We start from the raw sequence: 19273 nt of genomic DNA, 5'->3' as shown, positions 1-19273 counted from the left end.
CTTGTGGCAAATGCGCACCACTGAAAAGCTTGTTGCCGCAGTGGATTCCGGATGGGTTGCACCGATGGGGTCTTGGGGAGCATAGAGCATTCATCAAGTCCGGGCATTCGGATTGGTACGTGCCTTACGAACACATGAGGGAAACAATGAAAAAGATTCTTTTTGCAACCACAGCGCTGGTCGCATCCGCTGGTATCGCATCTGCTCAGGACCTGGGTGTTGCACTGACCGGTAATGCTGAAATGGGTATCTTCGGCGGCAGCAACTTCGACGACCCGATCACTGGCTTTGACGAAGGCAGCGCACAGTTCTTCACCGACCTGGACGTAACTTTCACCATGTCCGGTGTTGCTGACAACGGCCTGACCTTCGGCGCGAACATCGACCTCGACGAAGGCGGCGACGGCGCGCGCTTCGAGAGCCCGGAAGACCAGGGCGGCGAAGTCATTTTCGTATCCTTCGGCGGCGCAACCCTGACCATGGGTGACACCGACGGCGCATACGACGCACGCATCGCCGAAATGGCGCTTGCTGGCGGCTCGCTGAACGACGACGAAACCGAGCATGCCGGTTTTGACAGCCAGGGCGGCTTCCCCGAGAGCCTCGACGGCGCCGGTGGCGACGGTCAGATCGCTCGTTTTGACTACACCTTCAACACCTTCACCTTCTCGGTGTCGATGGAGCAGGAAACTGCTGCGCTCGGTACAGTTGCAGGCAACGACGCAGTCTTCGGCGTTGGCGTTTCCTACGACGCAGAGCTTGCTGGTCTCGCTCTCGGTGTTGGCCTCGGCTACCAGAAGCAGGAAAATGTCGGCAACGCGCTCGGCCTGTCCCTGACTTCCGAGTTCTCGAACGGTGTGTCGGCTGGCCTGACCTTCTCGCGCTTTGATTTCGACGCAGCTGGCGCCGAAAACCAGACCCACGCGGGCATCGGCCTCGGCTACAGCATGGGCAACATTGCTGTTGGCATCAACTACGGCAAGTTCCAGAACCGCGCCGGCATCAAAGACTTCGACCAGGACGGCGTTGGCCTCGCAGCCACCTACGATCTCGGCGGCGGTCTGTCGGCTCGCTTTGGCTACGGCAAGAGCAACTTCGACTTCGGTGGCGCCAAGGCAGACAACGACCGTTACTCGGCCGGTCTGCGCATGAACTTCTAAGTTCGTCAGAACTTGGACTTCGGGAAAGAGCGGGCCTTGGCCCGCTCTTTTCTTTTGCGCAACGCCATATTAGGCACAGGGAAACCACGGGACGATCCGATGCTGCCGCTGTCCGCCGATCAAATCAAAAGCCGCTACAGCGCCGCGCTGAACCTGCTCAACAGCGGCCGCGCGGATCAGGCACGACGTGCCTTTGAACAACTGAACGCTGCCCGCCCCGGATTGGCCGAGGTGTTGTTCCAGTTGTCCCGCATCGCCCATCTTGGCGGCGATCAAGCCCGGCGGGCGGCCTATCTTGACCAGGCCCTGCACAGCAAACCCGGCGAAGCGACCCTGATCCAGGCCGCCATTTCCGCGCGCACGGCCCTGTCTGACAGCGACGCGGTTCTGGCGCTGTACGACCGGCTGATCGCGCTCGACCCCGGTGCCATCGCGCCGCAGGCCGACAAGGGCAGCTACCTGCAACGCATCGGCCGCTTTGACGAGGCCGAGAACCTGTTCCGCAGGCTGATCAAAAAGCACCCGGAACAGGGGTCGCTGTATCGCGTGTTTCTGGGCGGCACAAAGATCGGGGCCAGGGACCCGGTGATGCGCTCGATGACGAAGATGCTGCCTGACCGCCGCCTGACGGACCGCAACCGGATGCACCTGAGCTACGCGCTTGCAAAGGCGGCCGAGGATCAGGGCGCCACCGACAAGGTCTTTGGGCACCTCGATCGCGCCAACGCCATCCAGCGCCGCCTTGCCCCGTTTGACCGCGCCGCGCGCCGTGCCGAAACCGATGCGTTCCTGGCGGCGCAGGAGGCAGCCTCGCTGGCCCCCATCGAGGCCGCAATGCCGCTGCGCCCGGTATTCGTCACCGGCATGCCGCGCTCGGGCACCACGCTGGTCGAACAGATCATCGCCGCCCACAGCGGCGTGACAGGCGGTGGAGAGCTGGCGCATGCGCTCAACCTGGTGGTACAGGCCTTTGGGTCGGCATCCGGGATCACCCCACTGCGCGACATCCCCGATGCGCGACTGGGCCAGTTTGCACAGGACTATGCCGTCCTGGCCCGGCGCGATACCGGCGCCGCAGACGGCGTGGTGACCGACAAGTCAATCCAGAGTTATCTGATCTATGGCTATCTGCACCGGGCGATGCCGGGGGCACGATTTGTCGTGGTGCACCGGGATCCGCGCGACATCGCGGTGTCAGTCTACAAGAACTATTTCAAGATCGGCACCCATGCCTATGCCAACGACCTGAGCGACATCGCTTTCATGATCAAGGAGTTTCGCCGGGTGATTGAGCACTGGAAAGCCCGCCTGCCCGGCGTGATCCACGAGATCCGGTACGAAGACCTGGTGGCCGACCCGCCGCCACAGGCGCGGGCGCTGATCGCCGCGGCAGGGCTGGACTGGGAAGAGGGCTGCCTTGAATTTCACAAGGCTCAGGGCTCTGTAAAGACGCTGAGCCTGCACCAGGTGCGTCAGCCGATCTATCGTGGCTCGGCCCAGGTCTGGCGCAAGTATGAAACCGAACTGGCCCCGTTCTACGCGGCCTGGGGAGACGATCCATGGGACTGAATGACATCCGCGACCGCATTGCATTGGCCGAGACCGCGGCGGGCCGCGCCTCTGGCTCGGTCCAGTTGATCGCCGTGTCCAAGGTGCAGCCCAACGCACGGGTGGCAGAGGTGCTGGACCAGGGGCACAGGTTGTTCGGCGAGAACAAGGTGCAGGAGGCCGCCGCCAAGTGGCCGGATTTCCGCGACCGCTACGAGGGTGTCAGCGTGCACCTGATCGGCCCGCTGCAAAGCAACAAGGCGCGGCAGGCGATGGGGCTGTTCGAGGCGATCCATTCGCTGGACCGGCCCAAGCTGGCCCAGACCCTGGGGCGGCTCGCCCAGGAGATGGGGCACTGTCCCGACCTCTTCATCCAGGTGAACACCGGCGAGGAAGAACAGAAAGCCGGCGTGTCACCCGCCGGGACCGACGCCTTCGTGGCCGACTGCCGCGCGCTGGATCTGCCGGTACGCGGGCTGATGTGCATCCCGCCGGTGGACGAAGCCCCGTCGCTGCATTTTGCCCTGCTGGCGAAGCTGGCGGCGCGCAACGGGCTGGACGGGCTGTCGATGGGGATGAGCAGCGATTTCGAAGAGGCGGTGAGTTTCGGGGCGACGCACGTGCGGGTTGGCTCGGCCATCTTTGGCGAACGCGCCCACAACTGACCCCCGTAACATGGGGGCGCTGCCCCCGTCCTGCGGTCTCACCCGGGGCTATTTCTCGCCCGAGAAGATGCGGCGCCAGATGCAAAAAACCCGGCGGGTTGCGCCGGGTTTCCTGTCTTTGATCTGGGCCGGAGACCTAGTGCAGCTTGGCACCGACATCGGCGATGGCGTCGTCGATCAGTTTCGACGACTGCTGTTCGGTCATCTGCCGTGCAATCACGTCGCGGGCTGCGGCAACAGCCACGGTCACGGCGCGGTCGCGCACTTCCTTGACAGCCGCGGCTTCGGCCGAGGCGATCTGGTCCTCGGCGGCGGCCATGCGACGCTCGAGCGAGCGGGCAAGATCGGCTTTGGCCTGTTCCGCGGCTTCCTGCGCCTCGGACTTGGCCTGGGCCACGATCCGGTCGGCCTGCTCCTGCACTTCACGCTGCTTGCGTTCGTAGGAAGCAAGAAGCGTCTGCGCCTCTTCACGCAGCGCGCGGGCTTCGTCCAGCTCGCTCTGGATGCCGGCGGCACGCTTGTCCAGCATCCCGGCCAGGAGGCTGGGGATGTTGAAGTAGATCAGCACCACGACAAACAGGATGAAGGCCAGCAGCACGACGAAGTCGGTGTTGCCCAGCGAGAAGAAAGGTCCGGTCGCCGCCAGGGCCGGAGTGGCACCGAGTGCGGAGAGGGTCGCGGCAAGTGTCAGCATATAGCGCATGGCGTTACCCTTTCATCCGGTTGTTGACCGCGTCGGAAATCGCAGTCGCGTCGGCAGATCCCCCCAGAGCCGCAACCAGCGCCTCGGCGGTGTCCTTCGCCACGACTTCGACGTTTTCCATCGCGGTGGCACGGATATCCGCGACGGCCTTGTCGGCCTCGCCGGATTTCACGGCGATCCTGGCGTCGGCTTCGGCCGTGGCCTCTGCGACCTGCACCTTGATCTCGTCGCGGGTGCGCTGAGAAATGGCCTGTGCCTCGGCACGGGCATCTTTCAGCGCCTGCTCGTAGGCGGCTTCGGCCTCTGTCGCCTGACGCTTGAGATCGTCGGCGCGGGCGATGTCATTGGTGATCGTTCCGTGACGTTCGGCCAGAACAGCTGCGATGCGCGGCAGGGCCACGCGCGACAGCACAAAGTAGATCACGACAAGTGCGACCAGCAGCCAGAAGATCTGGTTGCCCCAGGTCGAAAAGTCGAGTTGCGGCATGCCGGGGCCGGCCGTGGCCAGTTCGTGCCCGTCGACGCCTGCGGCATCGGCCAGACCATTGCCTGCGGCACTATGTGTTTCGGTTGCCATGTGGCCGTCCTCCAAGGGTGCTTTTCTTCACAACGGGCGGGGCTGCATCACGCAGCGCCGCCCGAGCGTAAGGATCAGAACCGATGCTTAGACAGCGAACATCAGCAGCAGGGCGACGAGGAACGAGAAGATCCCCAGCGCTTCTGCGAACGCGATACCGATGAACAGTGTTGCGGTCTGACCGGCGGCTGCCGACGGGTTGCGCAGGGCGCCGGCAAGGAAGTTGCCTGCCACGTTGCCCACACCGATTGCGGCTGCGCCGGAACCGATTGCTGCCAGACCTGCGCCGATATGTGCGAGTTCGCCTTCCATGAGAATTCTCCTTACGATTGGAAGTTTGAGTAGTAGGTTGTTTAGAGAGCCGTGGCGCGGGTCGTTCCCGCCGCCGCGTTTAGTGACCCGGATGCAGTGCGTCCTTGAGATACACGCAGGTTAGGATCGTGAAGACGTAGGCCTGGATAAAGGCCACCAGAATCTCGAGACCGTACATCGCGGTGATGGCCACGATCGAGAGAGGCGAGATCACGGCCAGTGCGGCAAAGCCTGCAAACACCTTGATCACCGCGTGGCCTGCCATGACGTTGCCTGCAAGACGAATGGAGTGGCTGACGGGACGCACGAAATACGAGATCAGTTCGATGATCGCCAGCACCGGGCGCAATGCCAGCGGCGCGCTGGAGACCCAGAAAAGCCCCAGAAAGCCGACGCCGTTCTTGATGAAGCCGAGGACCGTCACCGTCAGGAACACCGCCAGCGCAAGAACCACGGTGACCGCAAAGTGCGACGTGGTGGCAAAGGACATCGGCAGCAGTCCGAGGAAGTTGGCCATGACGACGAACATGAACAGCGACATGATGTAGGGAAAATACTTGACCCCGTCCTTGCCGGTCACGTCCTCGACCATCTTGTAGACAAAGCCATAGGCCAGCTCGCCCACCGACTGGCTGCGTGTCGGCACGATGGCCCGGCGCGAGGTGCCCAGCACCATCAGAGCCACCACCGCGAGCACTGTCAGCGCCAGCCACAGGGTTGCGTTCGTCAGCGTGAACATGCCGATCGGGCCATCGCCGAACAGCGGCTTCACGATGAACTGGTCCATCGGGTGGAACACCAGACCGCCGGTTTCGGCGCCATTGGCTTCAGTCGCCATGCTTTGCCCTCTCGTTCTCTTGGGCCATGTCGGCCAGTTTCTTGTTCTGGATCTCGGCGGCCGAACGCATCATCGTCTTGATGCCGGCCACCAGACCCAGCAATGTGAACAGCATCATCATCCAGGGCAGCGTACCCAGAAGCACATCCAACCCGTATCCGATGCCAAAGCCGATCCCCAGACCGGCCACCATCTCGATCACCATCCGCCAGGCCAGATGCGCCTGGGAATAGTGCTCCTCCTGGTGCGACTTTCCGGGTGCCCGCGCTGCTTTCGCAGCGGCGATCCGCGCTTCCAGTTCGGCCATTTGCCGCTTTGGATCGGGTTCACTCACGCCAGTCGCTCCTCTCGGACCTTGGCCCTGTGCTAAGCGGCGGCGATGCCTGAGTCAAGCGCAGGGGGTGCGGCAGGTTGCGCAAGACAACATGCTGATTTTGCTTGGCTTTACATAGGACACCGTAACGGCGATCCGAGGTGCTCGACTTTCCGGGCGGGTTTTTCGGCCAACGGGCATATTCAACTTGGCGGTTGAATGACACTCTGCACGGGGCGGGCCGGAAACGGAAAAGGGCGCGCCTTGGCTCGGCACGCCCTCAACACTCGGCAGAAGCCGCGCGGCGCAGTCTGGAGAACCGGCGCGCGGCGTTCTGTCAGACCTCGGGAAACAGCAGAGAGGTCCGGTCTGCAGACAGCTTAGTTGGTGGTGCCACCACTGCTGTCGTTGTCGATGAACGCAACGCCAAGCGCAAGAGCGCCAACACCGGCTGCGACCGCAAGGCCGGTGCCGTCAAACGGGCCGGTCCGCGTCACAGTTGTCGTCTGGTAGAGGCCACCAGCACAGGCGTCGTTCACAACTTCCACCCGGCGGTTGGCCGGATCGTTCGGGCCGGTGGTGCCGGGGCGCGTCGCCTCGCCGCCACCAACCACGGATGACACGTTGGTCGCGGTCATCGCCGCGGCCACCGATTGAGCGCGACGCTGCGACAGCGCTGCGTTGGCTGCGGCACTGCCCGGCGCGTCGGTGTAACCGGTGACCGTAAAGGACGCACCCGGGTTCGCACTGGCGAATGCCTGAACCGCGGCGCTGGCCGACGGACCCAGCGCGTTCTGACCGGACGGAAAGAATATGACCACGCCGCACTGCAGATTCTGCGCGGCGGCGGGAAGAGCAAGGCCAGTGACCAGGGCCGAGGCGAGAAGCGCAGATTTAGTGAAAATTTTCATAAGTGATGGTTTCCTTCCGTAAAGATGCATCGGCATAGCGACGTAGCGGCGCAAACAACCAAATCAACAGGCCCGGGGAAAGATAAACTTGGGCGGACCCCAGACTCAGGCCAAAAACAGCCGAACAGGCGCGCGCACATGCGCGGAAAGTTGCCTGACCCGAACGGTCTCGTGCCTGCCATGGAACATAGCGGCCATCTCAGGTGTTTACACCCTTTTGTCGCACCTCTCAAGCTTGATCATCGGCACCTTGACGCTGACTGTTCTTTGTCGCCTTTATGGATCGACATGACCCCAACCCTCGACACCGTCTTTGCCGCGCTTGCGGACCCGACCCGCCGCCGCATCCTGTCGATGCTGCTCGAAGACGACATGGCGGTTACCGATGTGGCGGACCCGTTCGAGATGAGCCTGGCCGCCATTTCCAAACACCTGGGCATCCTGGCCGCCGCGGGGCTGATCAGTCAGGAAAAGCGCGGCAGGGTGAAGTGGTGCAAGCTTGAGCCGGATGCCCTGCGTGCCGCCTCGGTCTGGATGCAGGGATTCGGACAATTCGAACCGGTGCATCTGGACGATTTCGAACGTTTTCTCGCGCAGGAACTGCCAACGTCCTGCGCGGACAGCCCTACCGGCGAATAGGTTCCCCGCGTCAGGCCGGGGCCTCTTCGTCCTTGAGCAACAGCAGCAGCGCAAGAAGCGTCAGCGCGACGCCGACGAGCTCGCGCGCCGCCGGAGCGCCATGACCCAGCGCCAGCTCCCAGATGAGCACCCAACAGGGCGTGAGATAGGTATAGGCCATGACCTTGGCGGCCGGCAGCCGCAGCGTGCTGTAGCGGATGATCACAAATGTCAGCCCGGTCGCCGCCAGCGCGGTATAGACGATGGTGACCCAGACAATCCCCGGCAGCGCCAGCCAGTCCGTCGCCAGAATTGCAGGGGCGCCATAGACCCCGAGCAGGGCGGCCCCGGACCACAGGATGCCCGCATTGAAGATCAGCTGCGGCTCGCCCCGGCTGAGAAGGCGCAGGAGCGGTACATAGAGGGCGTGGGCAACGCAGCCCCAGAAAAAGATCGCCTCGCCACCACCGATCCGGAACGCGGCCAGCGCCGCCATATCACCACGAAACACCACCCAGAGCGCGCCCGCGCACCCCACACCCAATGCCAGCGCCATGCGCGGCGTGGTGATCTGGCGCATCAGTATCCAGCCAAAGCCGCCGGCCAGAATCGGGTTCAGCGTGAACACCGCGGCCAGGCTGACCGGTGCGGCGGTTTTCAGCCCGGTGAACATCGTCACGAAATAGAAGACGAACAGCCCGGCCAGCACCACATAGCGCCAGGGCGCGGCGTAGGCGCTGCGCGCCACCGGCCCACGCAGCGCCACCACGACTCCGACGACCAGCGCCGCCAACAGGAAACGTGCGGCGTTCAGCGCTTCGGGGGCGATGTGGGGTGCTGCCATTGCGCCCAGCGAAAACGACCCGGCCACCAGCGCGGAAAAGCACAGCATCGCCAAATGGCCGCGTCCGGCCTCGCTCACTTCGGGCAGCACTGTGCCGAGAAATCCTTGAGATGCTTCAGAAAGGCCTGGACCTTTGCCGTGCGGTGCAGATCGACGTGGGTCACCAGCCACAGCGGCACCTGCCAGTCCGGCCTTGGTGCAAAGACTTCGACCAGGTCCGGATAGGCATCGACTTCGCGGGCATTGAAAAACCCCATGCCGGTGCCGGCCAGCACCGCCCGTTCAAGCACCCGCGCGTCGGTGCTGCGGAACACAACACGGTCGTAACTCACCACCGTGCGCAGCCAGCGCTGGAACGGGGCCCGGCTGTCAGGATTGTCCATCGCCACAAACCGGTGCCCGTCGAGATCGTCCTCGCTCTGCGGCATCCCGTAACGCGCGACATAGGCCCGGCTGGCGTAAAGACCTATCTGCAGGGGATCGAAAGGCTGCACCACGTTGTCGGGTTCCTCGGGCGTGGATCCGGCGCGCAGAGCGACATGCGCCTCGCCATATTCCAGCCGGAACACCCGGTCGTCGGTCAGGTACCGCACCACGACGTCCGGATAGGTCTCCTGAAAGGACACCAAAGCCGGCACCATGATCGGCGCAAAGGAAATCAGCGACGTGACCAGCAATTCGCCCGACACTTCGGCGCCGCGCCCCTTGATGCGCCCGACCAGTTGGTGAAACTGGTCGTCCGTGGTCTGTCCGACCCGCGCCAGATCATGCCCGGCCTCGGTTGCCGTGTAACCGCGCGCGTGGCGCTGGAACAGTTTCACCCCCAGCCGGTTTTCCAATGCGTCGATGTGCCGGATCACGGTCGCATGATGTACGCCCAGCACCTCGGCCGCGCCGCTGACCGTGCCCAGACGCGCCACCTGAAAGGCGGTTCTGATCTCATCCCAATTGTCCATCACGCCCTCTGTGCGCCGATTCACATGTTGTGTGTATTTGGGTGGATTGAGTGCGGATTTGCAATAGCCATATTGCGGACATCACACCCGTTCCAGCAACTGGAACCCTGTTTCCGAAAGGACCCGACCATGACCAGCCACGTTCTGCGCATCGACGCCTCTGCCCGCCACGAGGGCTCTGTCTCGCGCTCGCTCACCGAAAAGGTGATCACACGCCTCTCCCCCGCCAAAATCACCGAGCGCGACCTCTCTGACGTTCTGCCGCTGATTGACGCCACCTGGATCGGCGCCAACTTTACGCCGGCGGATGACCGCAGCCCGGAGCAGAAGGCCACGCTGGACCTTTCCGACGCGCTGATTGCCGAGGTTCAGACCGCCGATACACTGGTGATCGGGCTGCCGATCTACAACTTCGGCGTCCCCGCCGGCTTCAAGGCGTGGATAGATCTGATCGCCCGCGCCGGCGTCACGTTCAAATACACCGAAACCGGCCCGCAAGGCCTGTTGTCCGGCAAACGCGCCATCCTCGCCGTCGCCTCCGGCGGTACCGAAGTCGGGTCGAGCTATGATTTCGCCACCGGCTACGTCCGCCATGTTCTGGGCTTTATCGGCATCACCGATGTATCCGTGGTTGCGGCGGACCGCCTGATGGTTGACGCCGACGCATCCCACAAGGCCGCAAACGACCAGATCGCCGCTCTGGCAGCCTGAGTTACCGAAGCGCCGACACAGCCTGTCGTCGTCGCCAAATCCGCGCCCGCCGGCGCGCCCCGGAACAGGGCGCGCCGTTTCCCGTTTTGTCCTCCGGGCTAACCCGGACGCAACAGAGTCGCCGCACCATGCGCCAGCGGATCGACCCCCACAAAGCGCAGCGCCTCTCCGGCGGTCCGGAACACCTCGATGGAAAAGCCTGCCGACTCCTCGGCGATGGCCTTGTACATCCGGGACATGCCATAGGCGATATCGCCCGGCGCGAAAAACGCCGTGCGCGAACTCGGGTGCCGCGCCGCGTAATGTGGACGCAGGCGGTAGGCAAGCTGCCTGTAGTCGTCATAACACCCCACTGGAAAGCTGCACTCGGCCTGATCCATCAGCACGCTGTAGCGGCCATCAAAATCCGGGTGCTGCTGATAATCCATGAACGCGTCTCTGATATGCTCGACCGTCACCGACCCGTGGAAGAGCGCCACCATGACGCCAAGTTCCGGCCTGATCGCATAACTGACAGGCATCACACCCCCACCGTTTTTCCCTGAGACGAGATTCGGCAACTTCACGCCCCGACACAAGCAGACTTTGCCCCGGCTTGACTCTGCGGCCCCTGTCGGGTAGCCCGGCCAGAACCCCGGAAGCTTGCTTTGAGCCTCCGGTCCCATGGGCATTGCCCGGGATCGCCCTCCGTCAGCGCGTTGCGCCCACGGGGGCATCTCTGCTTTGCCCACCGCCCGGACCCGGCGTCCGGAGATTTGAAGATCGCGCTGCCGGCCCTTACCTTGGGCTCAGCACATGGAAACAGGCACAAGGAGCCGAAGGCATGTTTGAAAATCTGTCTGACCGCCTGTCCGGCGTCTTCGATCGCCTGACCAAACAGGGCGCCCTGTCCGAGGACGACGTCAAGACCGCCCTGCGCGAAGTCCGCGTCGCGCTGCTCGAGGCCGACGTCTCGCTGCCCGTGGCCCGGGATTTCGTCAAGGCGGTGCAGGACAAGGCCACCGGCCAGTCCGTCACCAGGTCCATCACCCCCGGCCAGCAGGTCGTCAAGATCGTGCATGACGAACTGATCCACGTCCTGCGCGGCGAGGGTGAGCCGGGCGCGCTGAAGATCGACAACGCCCCGGCGCCGATCCTGATGGTCGGGTTGCAGGGCGGCGGCAAGACGACGACCACCGCCAAACTCGCCAAGCGCCTGAAAGAACGCGACGGCAAGAAGGTGCTGATGGCGTCGCTGGACGTCAACCGCCCGGCCGCGATGGAACAGCTGCAGATTCTCGGGCGCCAGATCGGCGTCGACACCCTGCCCATCGTCAAGGGCGAAGACCCGGTCGCCATCGCCAGACGCGCCAGGACCCAGGCGGCTCTGGGCGGCTATGACGTCTACATGCTCGACACCGCCGGGCGGCTGTCGATCGACGAAGAACTGATGCAGCAGGTCAAGGCGGTGCGCGATGTCGCCAACCCGCGCGAGACGCTGCTGGTGGTCGACGGCCTCACCGGGCAGGACGCGGTCCACACCGCACAGAACTTCGACGACCGCATCGGCATCTCCGGCGTGGTGCTGACCCGGATGGACGGCGACGGACGCGGCGGCGCGGCCCTGTCGATGCGCGCCGTCACCGGCAAGCCGATCAAGTTCGTCGGCCTCGGCGAAAAGCTTGACGCGCTGGAAACCTTCGAGCCCGAGCGTGTGGCCGGCCGGATCCTCGGCATGGGTGACATCGTGGCGCTGGTCGAAAAAGCCCAGGCCACGATCGAGGCCGAACAGGCCGAGCGGATGATGCGCCGCTTCCAGAAAGGTCAGTTCAACATGAACGACCTCAAGATGCAGCTGGAACAGATGATCAAGATGGGCGGCATGGAGGGCATGATGTCGATGATGCCCGGCATGGGCAAGATGTCCAAGCAGATGGAAAGCGCCGGCGTCGACGACAAGGTCCTCAGCCAGCAGATCGCCCTGATCAACTCGATGACCAAAAAGGAGCGCGCCAACCCGGCACTCCTGCAGGCCTCCCGCAAGAAGCGCATTGCCAAGGGTTCCGGCATGGAGGTCAGCGATCTGAACAAACTGCTGAAAATGCAGCGTCAGATGGCCGACATGATGAAGAAAATGGGAAAGATGGGCAAAGGCGGCATGCTGAAGCAGGCCATGAAGGGCATGCTTGGCGGCAAGGGCGGCGCCAACGCCTCCCCCGAGGAAATGTTGCAGGGCATGGACCCCAAGGCGCTTGAGGCCGCCGCCCGCCAGATGGGTGGCAAAGGTCCCGGCTTCGGCGGCGGCATGGGCCTGCCCCCCGGCCTCAGCGGCTTTGGCAAGAAGAAATGAACCACGCCCGCGCCCTTGGTCCTCTCCACATCCCGCCCCCTTTCCAGGTGGACGGACCCCAGGCGCATGCCCTGATTTCTTCTCTTCAGAAATACTCAAGGTCCGCCGCTGCAATCCGCACCGCCGCCGGGCGGTCTCGTCGTCGGCTGGCCGTCGCCGGCACCCCGGCCGCGCATTCGCGCGCCCGCCGACACACCGCGGGACCGACGGCATGAGTCTGACCAATGCCCCCGTCCTGCAGGCCGACAGCCTGATCCTGCGTGGCCCGGAGATGTCCGATTTCGACGCCTTCGCCGAATTCCATGCCGACCCCGTGCGCGCGCCCGGATTTGGCCCGGTCTACCGCCGGGATGAATCCTGGCGCTGGTTCGCCTGCAACATCGGCCACTGGCATATCCACGGCTACGGCTATTTTGTCATTGCCGACCGCCAGAGCAACGACGCGATGGGTCTGTCCGGAATCTGGAACCCCGAGGGCTGGCCCGAGCCGGAACTTGGCTGGGTGGTCTTTGCCGGCCACGAAGGCAAGGGGCTGGCCTACGAAGCCGCCCGCCGCGCCCGGCAATGGGCCTACGAAGAGCTGGGCCTGAAAACGCTCACCTCGAACATCTACGGCTCCAACACCCGCTCGATCAAGCTGGCCCAGCGGCTCGGGGCCACCTACGAGCGGACCTACGACAACGTCTACATGGGCGAGGACCAGCTCTGGCGCCACCCCGCCCCCGAGGCGCTGGCATGATAGCCCCGGTGGAAAAGCACCGGCCCGGCCCGGCCTCGCGGCAGGCCGCCCGCATGGGCGGGCACATCCCTTCGTTTGACACCCGTCGGTTGCAGATCCGGGCGCCGCGCATCTATGACTTTGCGTCCTATGCCGAAATCTTCTGCTCTGACCGGGCCGTCCACATGGGCGGGCCTCTGACCCGCAAGGCGGCATGGAGCGAGTTCACCCAGTATGTCGCGCTCTGGCTGCTGCACGGTCACGGTCTCTGGACCATTGATGCCCAGACCCAGCCGTCCGCGGGCTTTGTCCTGCTGGGCATGGAGTATGACGATCCCGAACCGGAACTCGGCCTGTTCCTGACGGCAGAGGCCGAAGGTCAGGGCTATGCGACCGAGGCGGCCGAGGCGGTGCGCGCCTACGCCTTCGACACCCTGAAATGGGACTCGGTCGTCTCGTATGTGGCACCGGACAACACCCGCTGCTCTGCGCTGATGCAACGGCTCAAGGCGTTCCGCGACAGCACCGCGGAAAGCGAAATCCAGGACGGCACGCAGGTGTACCGGCATATCCCCCTCGCCGAAGAGGTGCCCGCATGACCCGGATTCCGCAACTGGACACCCGGCGCCTGATCCTGAAGGGTCCCGAGGCCGTGGATTATCCGGATTTCAAGGCCTCCTTCAGCTCGTACCGGTCGCGCTTCATGGGCGGCCCGCTGAACGGCTATGAAGCATGGATGCTGTATGCCGCCGAAATCGGCCACTGGGAAATCCGCGGTTTCGGTATGTGGATGGTCCACCTGCGCGACACCGGTGAAACTGTCGGCATGGCCGGCGGCTGGTTCCCGGCAAAATGGCCGGAACGCGAAATCGCCTGGATCATCTGGCCCGACAAGGCAGGCAACGGATTTGCCCTCGAAGCCACGTCGCGGGTGCGGAGCCACTTGTATGACGACCGGGGCTGGGACACGGCGGTCAGCTATATCGACCCGAAGAATCTCGATTCGATCCGCCTCGCCGAGCGGCTGGGGGCAAAGCGGGAGGCCGCCGCCGCGACGGTCGACGGCTCGGACGCCTGTTATCGCCATCCCTCTCCGGCAGCGCTGCGGGGCAGCCAGATCGCCCACGGGATCGAGATGGAGATCGAGAACTACATCAATCCGCTGTTCAAACCGAAAGGCTGGGCCCTTGACTGAAATGCAAACCCAAGACCCTGTTGCCCGCGCGGCCCAGATCCTGAAAGGTCACCGCGAAAGCATCGACCGTCTGGATGCGATCCTCGTGTTCACCCTGGCCGAGCGGTTCAAACACACACAGGCCGTAGGTGTGCTCAAGGCACAGCACGACCTGCCCCCTTCTGATCCGGCGCGCGAGGAAAAGCAGATCGCGCGCCTGCAGGACCTGGCAACCCAGGCCGATCTTGACCCGGACTTTGCCACAAAATTCCTGAACTTCATCATTCAGGAAGTCATCCACCACCACGAACAACACCAATCCTGAGGGTCGCACCCCGACACCTCTGATCCACGCCATTACAAGGAGAACTCAAAATGGCCATCAAACTTCGTCTCGCCCGCGGCGGCTCCAAGAAGCGCCCCCACTACCGCATCGTTGTCGCCGACAGCCGCATGCCGCGCGACGGCCGCTTTATCGAGAAGCTGGGCACCTACAACCCGCTGCTGGCAAAAGACAGCGAGCACCGCGTTGTCATGGACCTCGAGCGTGTGCAGTACTGGCTCGGCCAGGGCGCGCAGACCACCGACCGCGTGTCGCGCATGCTCGAAGCCGCCGGTGTTGTCCCCAAGAAGGACCGTGCCAACCTGAAGAAGGGCACCCCGGGCAAGGCCGCCCAGGAACGCGCCGAGTCCAAAGCCGCAAAGGCAGCCGAAGCTGCCGAGGCCCCCGCTGCTGAAGAAGCATCGGCAGAATAATCCGCGCCTCAGGGCCGGAACAGGCGGCGCGCGGGACATCCCCGCGCGCCGTTTTGCGTTTCAGCACAGTGGGCCAGCCCCGCAACAAACGTCGGCGGATGCCGCGTAACGATGCCAGTCGCGATCGCGCCCTCAGGTCGCAGGCAAACGCGCACGCCAAAATCCTGCCCGGCGCCTTCAACCGGAACCGCGGCGCGCCCCTCGTCCCGCACCTCGTCCGGAATCGGCCGGTCCTGCCTGGACGGCCCAACGGTCCGCCCCGGAAACACGCGCCATTTTCGTCACGTTCTGACGGTTTCCAAACAGCCCGCCTTGTTCCATGGCGCAGTCCTACTATTACATCGGCACACCAACCCGCCCGGAATCACCCGTGCTCCGGACGCCTGTCAGCAAAGGTTACTGCCATGACCCTCAGCCGCGCCGCACTTGCCCTATTCTGCCTTTCCGGCGTACCCGCGCTTGCCGCCGGTCCCGAGGTGACGCAGTCACCGCCCGCGATGATGGCGCCTGCGCCGGTGGTTGCAGAACGCCCGGTCCTGCTGTTCTCGCTGCGCGGTGGCGTGGCGGCCAACCCGGACTATTTCGGGTCGGATGACTACGAAACCGGTGCAGACGTCGGGTTCAAGTTCCACTTCCTGCGCCTGCCGGGCGGTCGCGAGATCGGCAACCCCGATCCCTGGGCCGATGCGCTTGGCTTCGGCGTGCACGGATCGGCGCGTTATATCGGTCAGCGCGATCCCAAGGATTACGATGACCTCAAAGGCATGGATGATGTCGACGGCGCGCTCGAACTGGGCGGCGGCATCGGTTATACCGCGCGCAACTTCGATGTCTTCGCGGATGTGCGCCGCGGCTTTGGCGGCCACGAAGGCTGGGTTGCCGAGGCCGGTGCCAACCTTATCCTGCATCCGACCGAGCGCTTGCGCCTGAATATGGGCCCGCGGCTGCTTTGGGGCGACGACACCTATGCCGACACCTATTTCGGCGTCGATGCCTCTTCGGTTGGCGTGAACCGGCCGTTCTTTGACGCCGATGGCGGTCTGGTCAGCGCCGGCCTCGAATTCGGCGCCCGCTACCAGCTCAGCGATCTGTGGGGTCTGGAAGGTGCCGTCACCTATGACGTGTTGCAGAACGACGCCGCCGACAGCCCCATCGTCAAGAACCTGGGCGACGCCGACCAGTGGGGCATCCGCTTTGGCCTGACCCGCGTGTTCCAGATCGGCGGCTGATCGACGACCGTTTGCGGAATTGACGGCGGCACCCGCAGTGCCGCCGTTTTGCGTGCCGCCGCGCAGGCATCCACGCAAATCCATCCCCGCAGGGACACCCGCGCTCTGGCGCGGCGGCACCCGCGCGGCCGACATTCGCATTCCGATGAGCGCTTCCATTGCCTTTGTGCTCTGCCCCGGGCTATGCCTGAGCATCAACAGCCAACCGGATGGGGTAAGTTTCCGTGAGTGATCAGATCTGTGTCGGCGCCATCGCAGGCGCCTTCGGCGTGCAGGGCGAGGTGCGGCTGAAAAGCTTTACCGCCGATCCCGAAGCCATTGCCGATTATGCCCCCCTCAGCACCGAGGATGGTTCGGCCAGTTTCGAGGTTCAGATCACCCGCGCCATACCGCAGGGATTTGCCGCCCGCCTGACCGGCATCCGCAGCAAGGAACAGGCGGATGCCCTGCGCGGCACCCGCCTGTTTGCACCACGGGATCGGTTGCCGTCGTTGCAGACGGACGAATATTACCACGCGGACCTGATCGGCGTCGCAGTGTTTGACACCGGCGGTGTCGAACTGGGACGCGTGAAGGCGGTTCTCAACCATGGCGCATCGGACCTGCTGGAAATCCTGGTTCCGGGGCAAAGCGCGACGATCCTGCTGCCCTTCACCCTTGCCGCCGTGCCTACCGTGGACCTTGGCGCCGGGCGGATCGTTGCGGATCCGCCTGAGGGGCTGTTCGACTGATGCGCCGGATGGTGATTCATGCCGGTTTCCACAAGACTGGCACCACCAGCGCCCAGACCATGATCCGCATCAACCGCACGGCACTGGACGCGCATGTCAGGTGTTATCTGCGCGATGACTTCATGCCACTCACCCGCGCGGCGCGCACGTTTTCCACCCGCCCCGACGCCGATACGCTGGACGCGGTCCGCACCGCCGCCATCGCGTTTTTCGACACGATCGACCCCGAGGACCCGCGCGACATCCTGATGTCCTCGGAGGATCTGTCCGGCCACCTGCCCGGGCGGCACGGGCTTGACCGTTACGACGCCGCCGGGTTGATCATGTCGCAACTGGCCGACACCGCGCGGGCGCGGTTCGGTGCCGGATTCGACCTGGTCTTCTACTTCTCGACCCGCAGCCGTGACGCCTGGCTGCGCAGCACCTGGTGGCAGAACCTGCGTGTCACCCGGCTGACCCTGGATCAGACCGACTATGCGGACAAGATCACAGCCGCCGCCGATTTGCCCGCGGTGCTGCAAGAGGTCGCCGAGGCAGTGGCCCCCGAGACCGTCACCTTCCAGGCGCTCGAGGACATAGCGGCCCTGACCTTCGGTCCGCTGACCCCGTTGCTGGACCTGCTCGAAATCGGCGAGGAAACCCGCGCCTCTCTGACAGCGGTGGCACCTGAAAATGTGCAGCCTGAACTGGGACTCGATGCGGTGTTTCTGGCGCTCAACCGCAGCGGTCTCAACGCCAAGCACCTGAGCGAAGCCAAACGCGGGCTGCTGCAACTGGCCAAGCGCGCCCCGGCGCGCAAGTCGCGCAAGACCGGCTAGCCTGGGCCGAAACGCCCGCCGCGGCAGCAACTGTTGATTCCAACAGTACAACACCGACGCAAACCAACAGATTCCACCGCTTCACCCTCTCGTGACCTGCGTTTCGCCGTATTTCGGCGACAGTGTGCGGGTCACAGAATCTGAGAGGCGCGTGGATGCATGTCTTGAGCTACAGGATCCTCTGGTCCAGCCTCGGTCTCAGCCCGGCGCTCGCATCGCTGTTGCTGCCTCCCGAATTTGCCGCGAGCCTGTTTTCGGCACTCGGCGTGCCGACCACGCTGGCGGTCTTCCTGGGGCTGGCCCTTCTGGTCACGCACGCAGCCCGGCGCGCCCCCGCCACCCACGGCCAGCCGCCCCTGCCCGAACAGGGCCTGCTGTTACGCTCGGCTCATGTGCGCCCCCCCGTCGACCTGCCCGCTCCGGATGACCAGCGCCGCCATCTGATCCGGCGCCTGTCCTCGCACCATGATCGCCCGGCGCCGGGTCAGGACCTGAGTGAACCGGAATCGGAGGGCAACGCCATTTCCGCCACCCTGTCGCGGGTCATCGAAATCTGGAACGGCACCGCCCCGGGGTCGCTGACTCCGGAGCAGGTCACAGAACTCTACCTGCTGGAACAGGTGATCAGCGGCTCTGCGGACCGTGCCGGCGCATTGGCGCAGCTGTTTCGCAAGCCGGATGTTGTGCTGGAAATCCGGGACCGGATCGGCGAGATACGACGCCGGCGCAGCGCGTTCGAACATCAGCGCAGCATCTATGACGCCACGCTCCGCCTCTGGCGGAACCAGTCCGACAAACGCTGCCCCGCGGCGTTGCTGACCGCGCTGCGGGCGCTGGATGCTCCGGATCCGGACCTGTGGCACAGGGTAATCCTGGAGCACGACGCGACCTGTCCGGCTCAGCGCGCCGCCGCCCTCTGGTGCGCGTCGCAACCGTCCTGCGATCGGGCGAGTGTTGCCAGCTATCTCGGCGCGCTGGCCGCGGACTGCCAACTTGATGACGCGGTGCTGCGTGGCGACAATTCCTGGCTCGACGGAGTCCGCTCGGTGATCGAGGCGTGGAATTCCGGCAGGTATCCGCAGCGGAACCTGGCGCTGGCCCCCGCTGATGCCGTGCTGAACGCCGGTCCGGCCCTCAGCGCCATGCTGGACCGGCTGGCCGAACAAACCGGCACCGCACGCTGGCCGGATCCGCGCGGCGTCTTTGCCGAATATCACGGGCGCATGCCACGCCCCCGTGCGGCGTGGTCACTGGAAAAAGGCCGGCTGACGGCGCCGCCGGATCTGGCCGACTACGTCGACTTTGACTCGGTTGCGGCCTGAGCCGGTCGCACGCGGCAGCGGGACCAAGGACACGCAGCCC

The 19273-nt window shown here is 64.5% G+C and carries 24 protein-coding genes; 15 read left to right on the top strand and 9 right to left on the bottom strand.

Annotated features, from left to right (window positions below; translation table 11 throughout):
- Nucleotides 1-146 precede the first annotated feature (146 nt).
- The 3 genes from FOY53_RS01615 to FOY53_RS01605 all read left to right on the top strand — a co-directional run bounded on the left by FOY53_RS01615 (nucleotide 147) and on the right by FOY53_RS01605 (nucleotide 3373).
- A complete protein-coding gene (locus FOY53_RS01615; protein WP_146584997.1) occupies nucleotides 147-1160 on the top strand; it encodes a porin in 1014 nt (337 codons plus the stop codon).
- A 99-nt stretch (nucleotides 1161-1259) separates the two neighbouring features.
- Nucleotides 1260-2729: a tetratricopeptide repeat-containing sulfotransferase family protein gene (locus FOY53_RS01610; protein WP_146584995.1), complete on the top strand. Its 1470-nt coding sequence runs from the start codon at nucleotides 1260-1262 to the stop codon at nucleotides 2727-2729.
- A complete protein-coding gene (locus FOY53_RS01605; RefSeq protein ID WP_146584993.1) occupies nucleotides 2720-3373 on the top strand; it encodes a YggS family pyridoxal phosphate-dependent enzyme in 654 nt (217 codons plus the stop codon). Before FOY53_RS01610 ends, FOY53_RS01605 begins: the two co-directional genes overlap by 10 nt.
- Nucleotides 3374-3509: 136 nt before the next feature.
- Here the strand turns inward: FOY53_RS01605 and FOY53_RS01600 are convergent, their stop codons facing one another.
- The 6 genes from FOY53_RS01600 to FOY53_RS01575 all read right to left on the bottom strand — a co-directional run bounded on the left by FOY53_RS01600 (nucleotide 3510) and on the right by FOY53_RS01575 (nucleotide 7027).
- Complete coding sequence (locus FOY53_RS01600; RefSeq protein ID WP_146584991.1) at nucleotides 3510-4076, bottom strand: F0F1 ATP synthase subunit B; 567 nt, start codon at nucleotides 4074-4076, stop codon at nucleotides 3510-3512.
- A 4-nt stretch (nucleotides 4077-4080) separates the two neighbouring features.
- Complete coding sequence (locus FOY53_RS01595; protein ID WP_146584989.1) at nucleotides 4081-4653, bottom strand: F0F1 ATP synthase subunit B'; 573 nt, start codon at nucleotides 4651-4653, stop codon at nucleotides 4081-4083.
- Between the two features lie 87 nt (nucleotides 4654-4740).
- On the bottom strand, nucleotides 4741-4965 hold the full coding sequence (locus FOY53_RS01590) for a F0F1 ATP synthase subunit C (protein ID WP_089271940.1): 225 nt from the start codon (nucleotides 4963-4965) through the stop codon (nucleotides 4741-4743).
- Nucleotides 4966-5044: 79 nt separating this feature from the next.
- Complete coding sequence (locus tag FOY53_RS01585) at nucleotides 5045-5803, bottom strand: F0F1 ATP synthase subunit A (RefSeq protein WP_146584987.1); 759 nt, start codon at nucleotides 5801-5803, stop codon at nucleotides 5045-5047.
- The gene (locus FOY53_RS01580) at nucleotides 5793-6137 is read right to left on the bottom strand and encodes an AtpZ/AtpI family protein (protein ID WP_146584985.1); all 345 of its coding nucleotides are present in this window, start codon (nucleotides 6135-6137) and stop codon (nucleotides 5793-5795) included. The genes FOY53_RS01585 and FOY53_RS01580 overlap by 11 nt, the downstream gene beginning before the upstream one ends.
- A gap of 359 nt (nucleotides 6138-6496) precedes the next feature.
- Nucleotides 6497-7027 (bottom strand): OmpA family protein, encoded by a 531-nt coding sequence (locus FOY53_RS01575; RefSeq protein ID WP_246107239.1) that lies wholly within the window; start codon nucleotides 7025-7027, stop codon nucleotides 6497-6499.
- A 288-nt stretch (nucleotides 7028-7315) separates the two neighbouring features.
- Between FOY53_RS01575 and FOY53_RS01570 the strand changes: the two genes are divergently transcribed.
- Nucleotides 7316-7666, top strand: coding sequence for an ArsR/SmtB family transcription factor (locus FOY53_RS01570; RefSeq protein ID WP_146584983.1), 351 nt, complete (start codon nucleotides 7316-7318; stop codon nucleotides 7664-7666).
- Between the two features lie 10 nt (nucleotides 7667-7676).
- Here the strand turns inward: FOY53_RS01570 and FOY53_RS01565 are convergent, their stop codons facing one another.
- The gene (locus FOY53_RS01565; protein ID WP_281289542.1) at nucleotides 7677-8576 is read right to left on the bottom strand and encodes a DMT family transporter; all 900 of its coding nucleotides are present in this window, start codon (nucleotides 8574-8576) and stop codon (nucleotides 7677-7679) included.
- Complete coding sequence (locus FOY53_RS01560; protein WP_146584981.1) at nucleotides 8564-9445, bottom strand: LysR family transcriptional regulator; 882 nt, start codon at nucleotides 9443-9445, stop codon at nucleotides 8564-8566. The genes FOY53_RS01565 and FOY53_RS01560 overlap by 13 nt, the downstream gene beginning before the upstream one ends.
- Nucleotides 9446-9574: 129 nt before the next feature.
- On the opposite strand from FOY53_RS01560, the gene FOY53_RS01555 reads away from it, so the two are divergent.
- Nucleotides 9575-10156 carry an FMN-dependent NADH-azoreductase gene (locus FOY53_RS01555; protein ID WP_146584979.1) on the top strand — a complete coding sequence of 194 codons (582 nt, stop codon included), beginning with the start codon at nucleotides 9575-9577 and terminating at the stop codon, nucleotides 10154-10156.
- A 98-nt stretch (nucleotides 10157-10254) separates the two neighbouring features.
- Here the strand turns inward: FOY53_RS01555 and FOY53_RS01550 are convergent, their stop codons facing one another.
- On the bottom strand, nucleotides 10255-10677 hold the full coding sequence (locus FOY53_RS01550) for a hypothetical protein (protein ID WP_146584977.1): 423 nt from the start codon (nucleotides 10675-10677) through the stop codon (nucleotides 10255-10257).
- A 302-nt stretch (nucleotides 10678-10979) separates the two neighbouring features.
- Between FOY53_RS01550 and ffh the strand changes: the two genes are divergently transcribed.
- From ffh to FOY53_RS01500, 10 genes are all read left to right on the top strand, one after another.
- The gene (gene ffh, locus FOY53_RS01545; protein WP_146584975.1) at nucleotides 10980-12485 is read left to right on the top strand and encodes a signal recognition particle protein; all 1506 of its coding nucleotides are present in this window, start codon (nucleotides 10980-10982) and stop codon (nucleotides 12483-12485) included.
- A 211-nt stretch (nucleotides 12486-12696) separates the two neighbouring features.
- Nucleotides 12697-13224, top strand: a complete 528-nt coding sequence (locus FOY53_RS01540) for a GNAT family N-acetyltransferase (RefSeq protein ID WP_146584973.1) — start codon at nucleotides 12697-12699, stop codon at nucleotides 13222-13224.
- A complete protein-coding gene (locus tag FOY53_RS01535) occupies nucleotides 13221-13802 on the top strand; it encodes a GNAT family N-acetyltransferase (protein WP_146584971.1) in 582 nt (193 codons plus the stop codon). The genes FOY53_RS01540 and FOY53_RS01535 overlap by 4 nt, the downstream gene beginning before the upstream one ends.
- Entirely contained in the window at nucleotides 13799-14398 is a 600-nt protein-coding gene (locus FOY53_RS01530; RefSeq protein ID WP_146584969.1) for a GNAT family N-acetyltransferase, read from the top strand. The genes FOY53_RS01535 and FOY53_RS01530 overlap by 4 nt, the downstream gene beginning before the upstream one ends.
- A 1-nt stretch (nucleotide 14399) precedes the next feature.
- Nucleotides 14400-14702, top strand: a complete 303-nt coding sequence (locus FOY53_RS01525) for a chorismate mutase (protein ID WP_146585416.1) — start codon at nucleotides 14400-14402, stop codon at nucleotides 14700-14702.
- A gap of 50 nt (nucleotides 14703-14752) precedes the next feature.
- Entirely contained in the window at nucleotides 14753-15133 is a 381-nt protein-coding gene (rpsP, locus tag FOY53_RS01520) for a 30S ribosomal protein S16 (RefSeq protein WP_146584967.1), read from the top strand.
- A 404-nt stretch (nucleotides 15134-15537) separates the two neighbouring features.
- A complete protein-coding gene (locus FOY53_RS01515; protein ID WP_146584965.1) occupies nucleotides 15538-16362 on the top strand; it encodes a MipA/OmpV family protein in 825 nt (274 codons plus the stop codon).
- A 224-nt stretch (nucleotides 16363-16586) separates the two neighbouring features.
- On the top strand, nucleotides 16587-17093 hold the full coding sequence (rimM, locus tag FOY53_RS01510) for a ribosome maturation factor RimM (protein WP_146584963.1): 507 nt from the start codon (nucleotides 16587-16589) through the stop codon (nucleotides 17091-17093).
- The gene (locus FOY53_RS01505; protein ID WP_146584961.1) at nucleotides 17093-17911 is read left to right on the top strand and encodes a hypothetical protein; all 819 of its coding nucleotides are present in this window, start codon (nucleotides 17093-17095) and stop codon (nucleotides 17909-17911) included. Before rimM ends, FOY53_RS01505 begins: the two co-directional genes overlap by 1 nt.
- A gap of 164 nt (nucleotides 17912-18075) precedes the next feature.
- Complete coding sequence (locus FOY53_RS01500) at nucleotides 18076-19233, top strand: hypothetical protein (RefSeq protein ID WP_146584959.1); 1158 nt, start codon at nucleotides 18076-18078, stop codon at nucleotides 19231-19233.
- The last annotated feature ends 40 nt before the right edge of the window (nucleotides 19234-19273 follow it).

The sequence above is a fragment of the Puniceibacterium confluentis genome, from assembly GCF_007923445.1.
Lineage (GTDB): Bacteria > Pseudomonadota > Alphaproteobacteria > Rhodobacterales > Rhodobacteraceae > Puniceibacterium > Puniceibacterium confluentis.
Note: the sequence above shows the minus strand (reverse complement) of the source record. Positions and strands in the feature narration are given on the sequence as shown.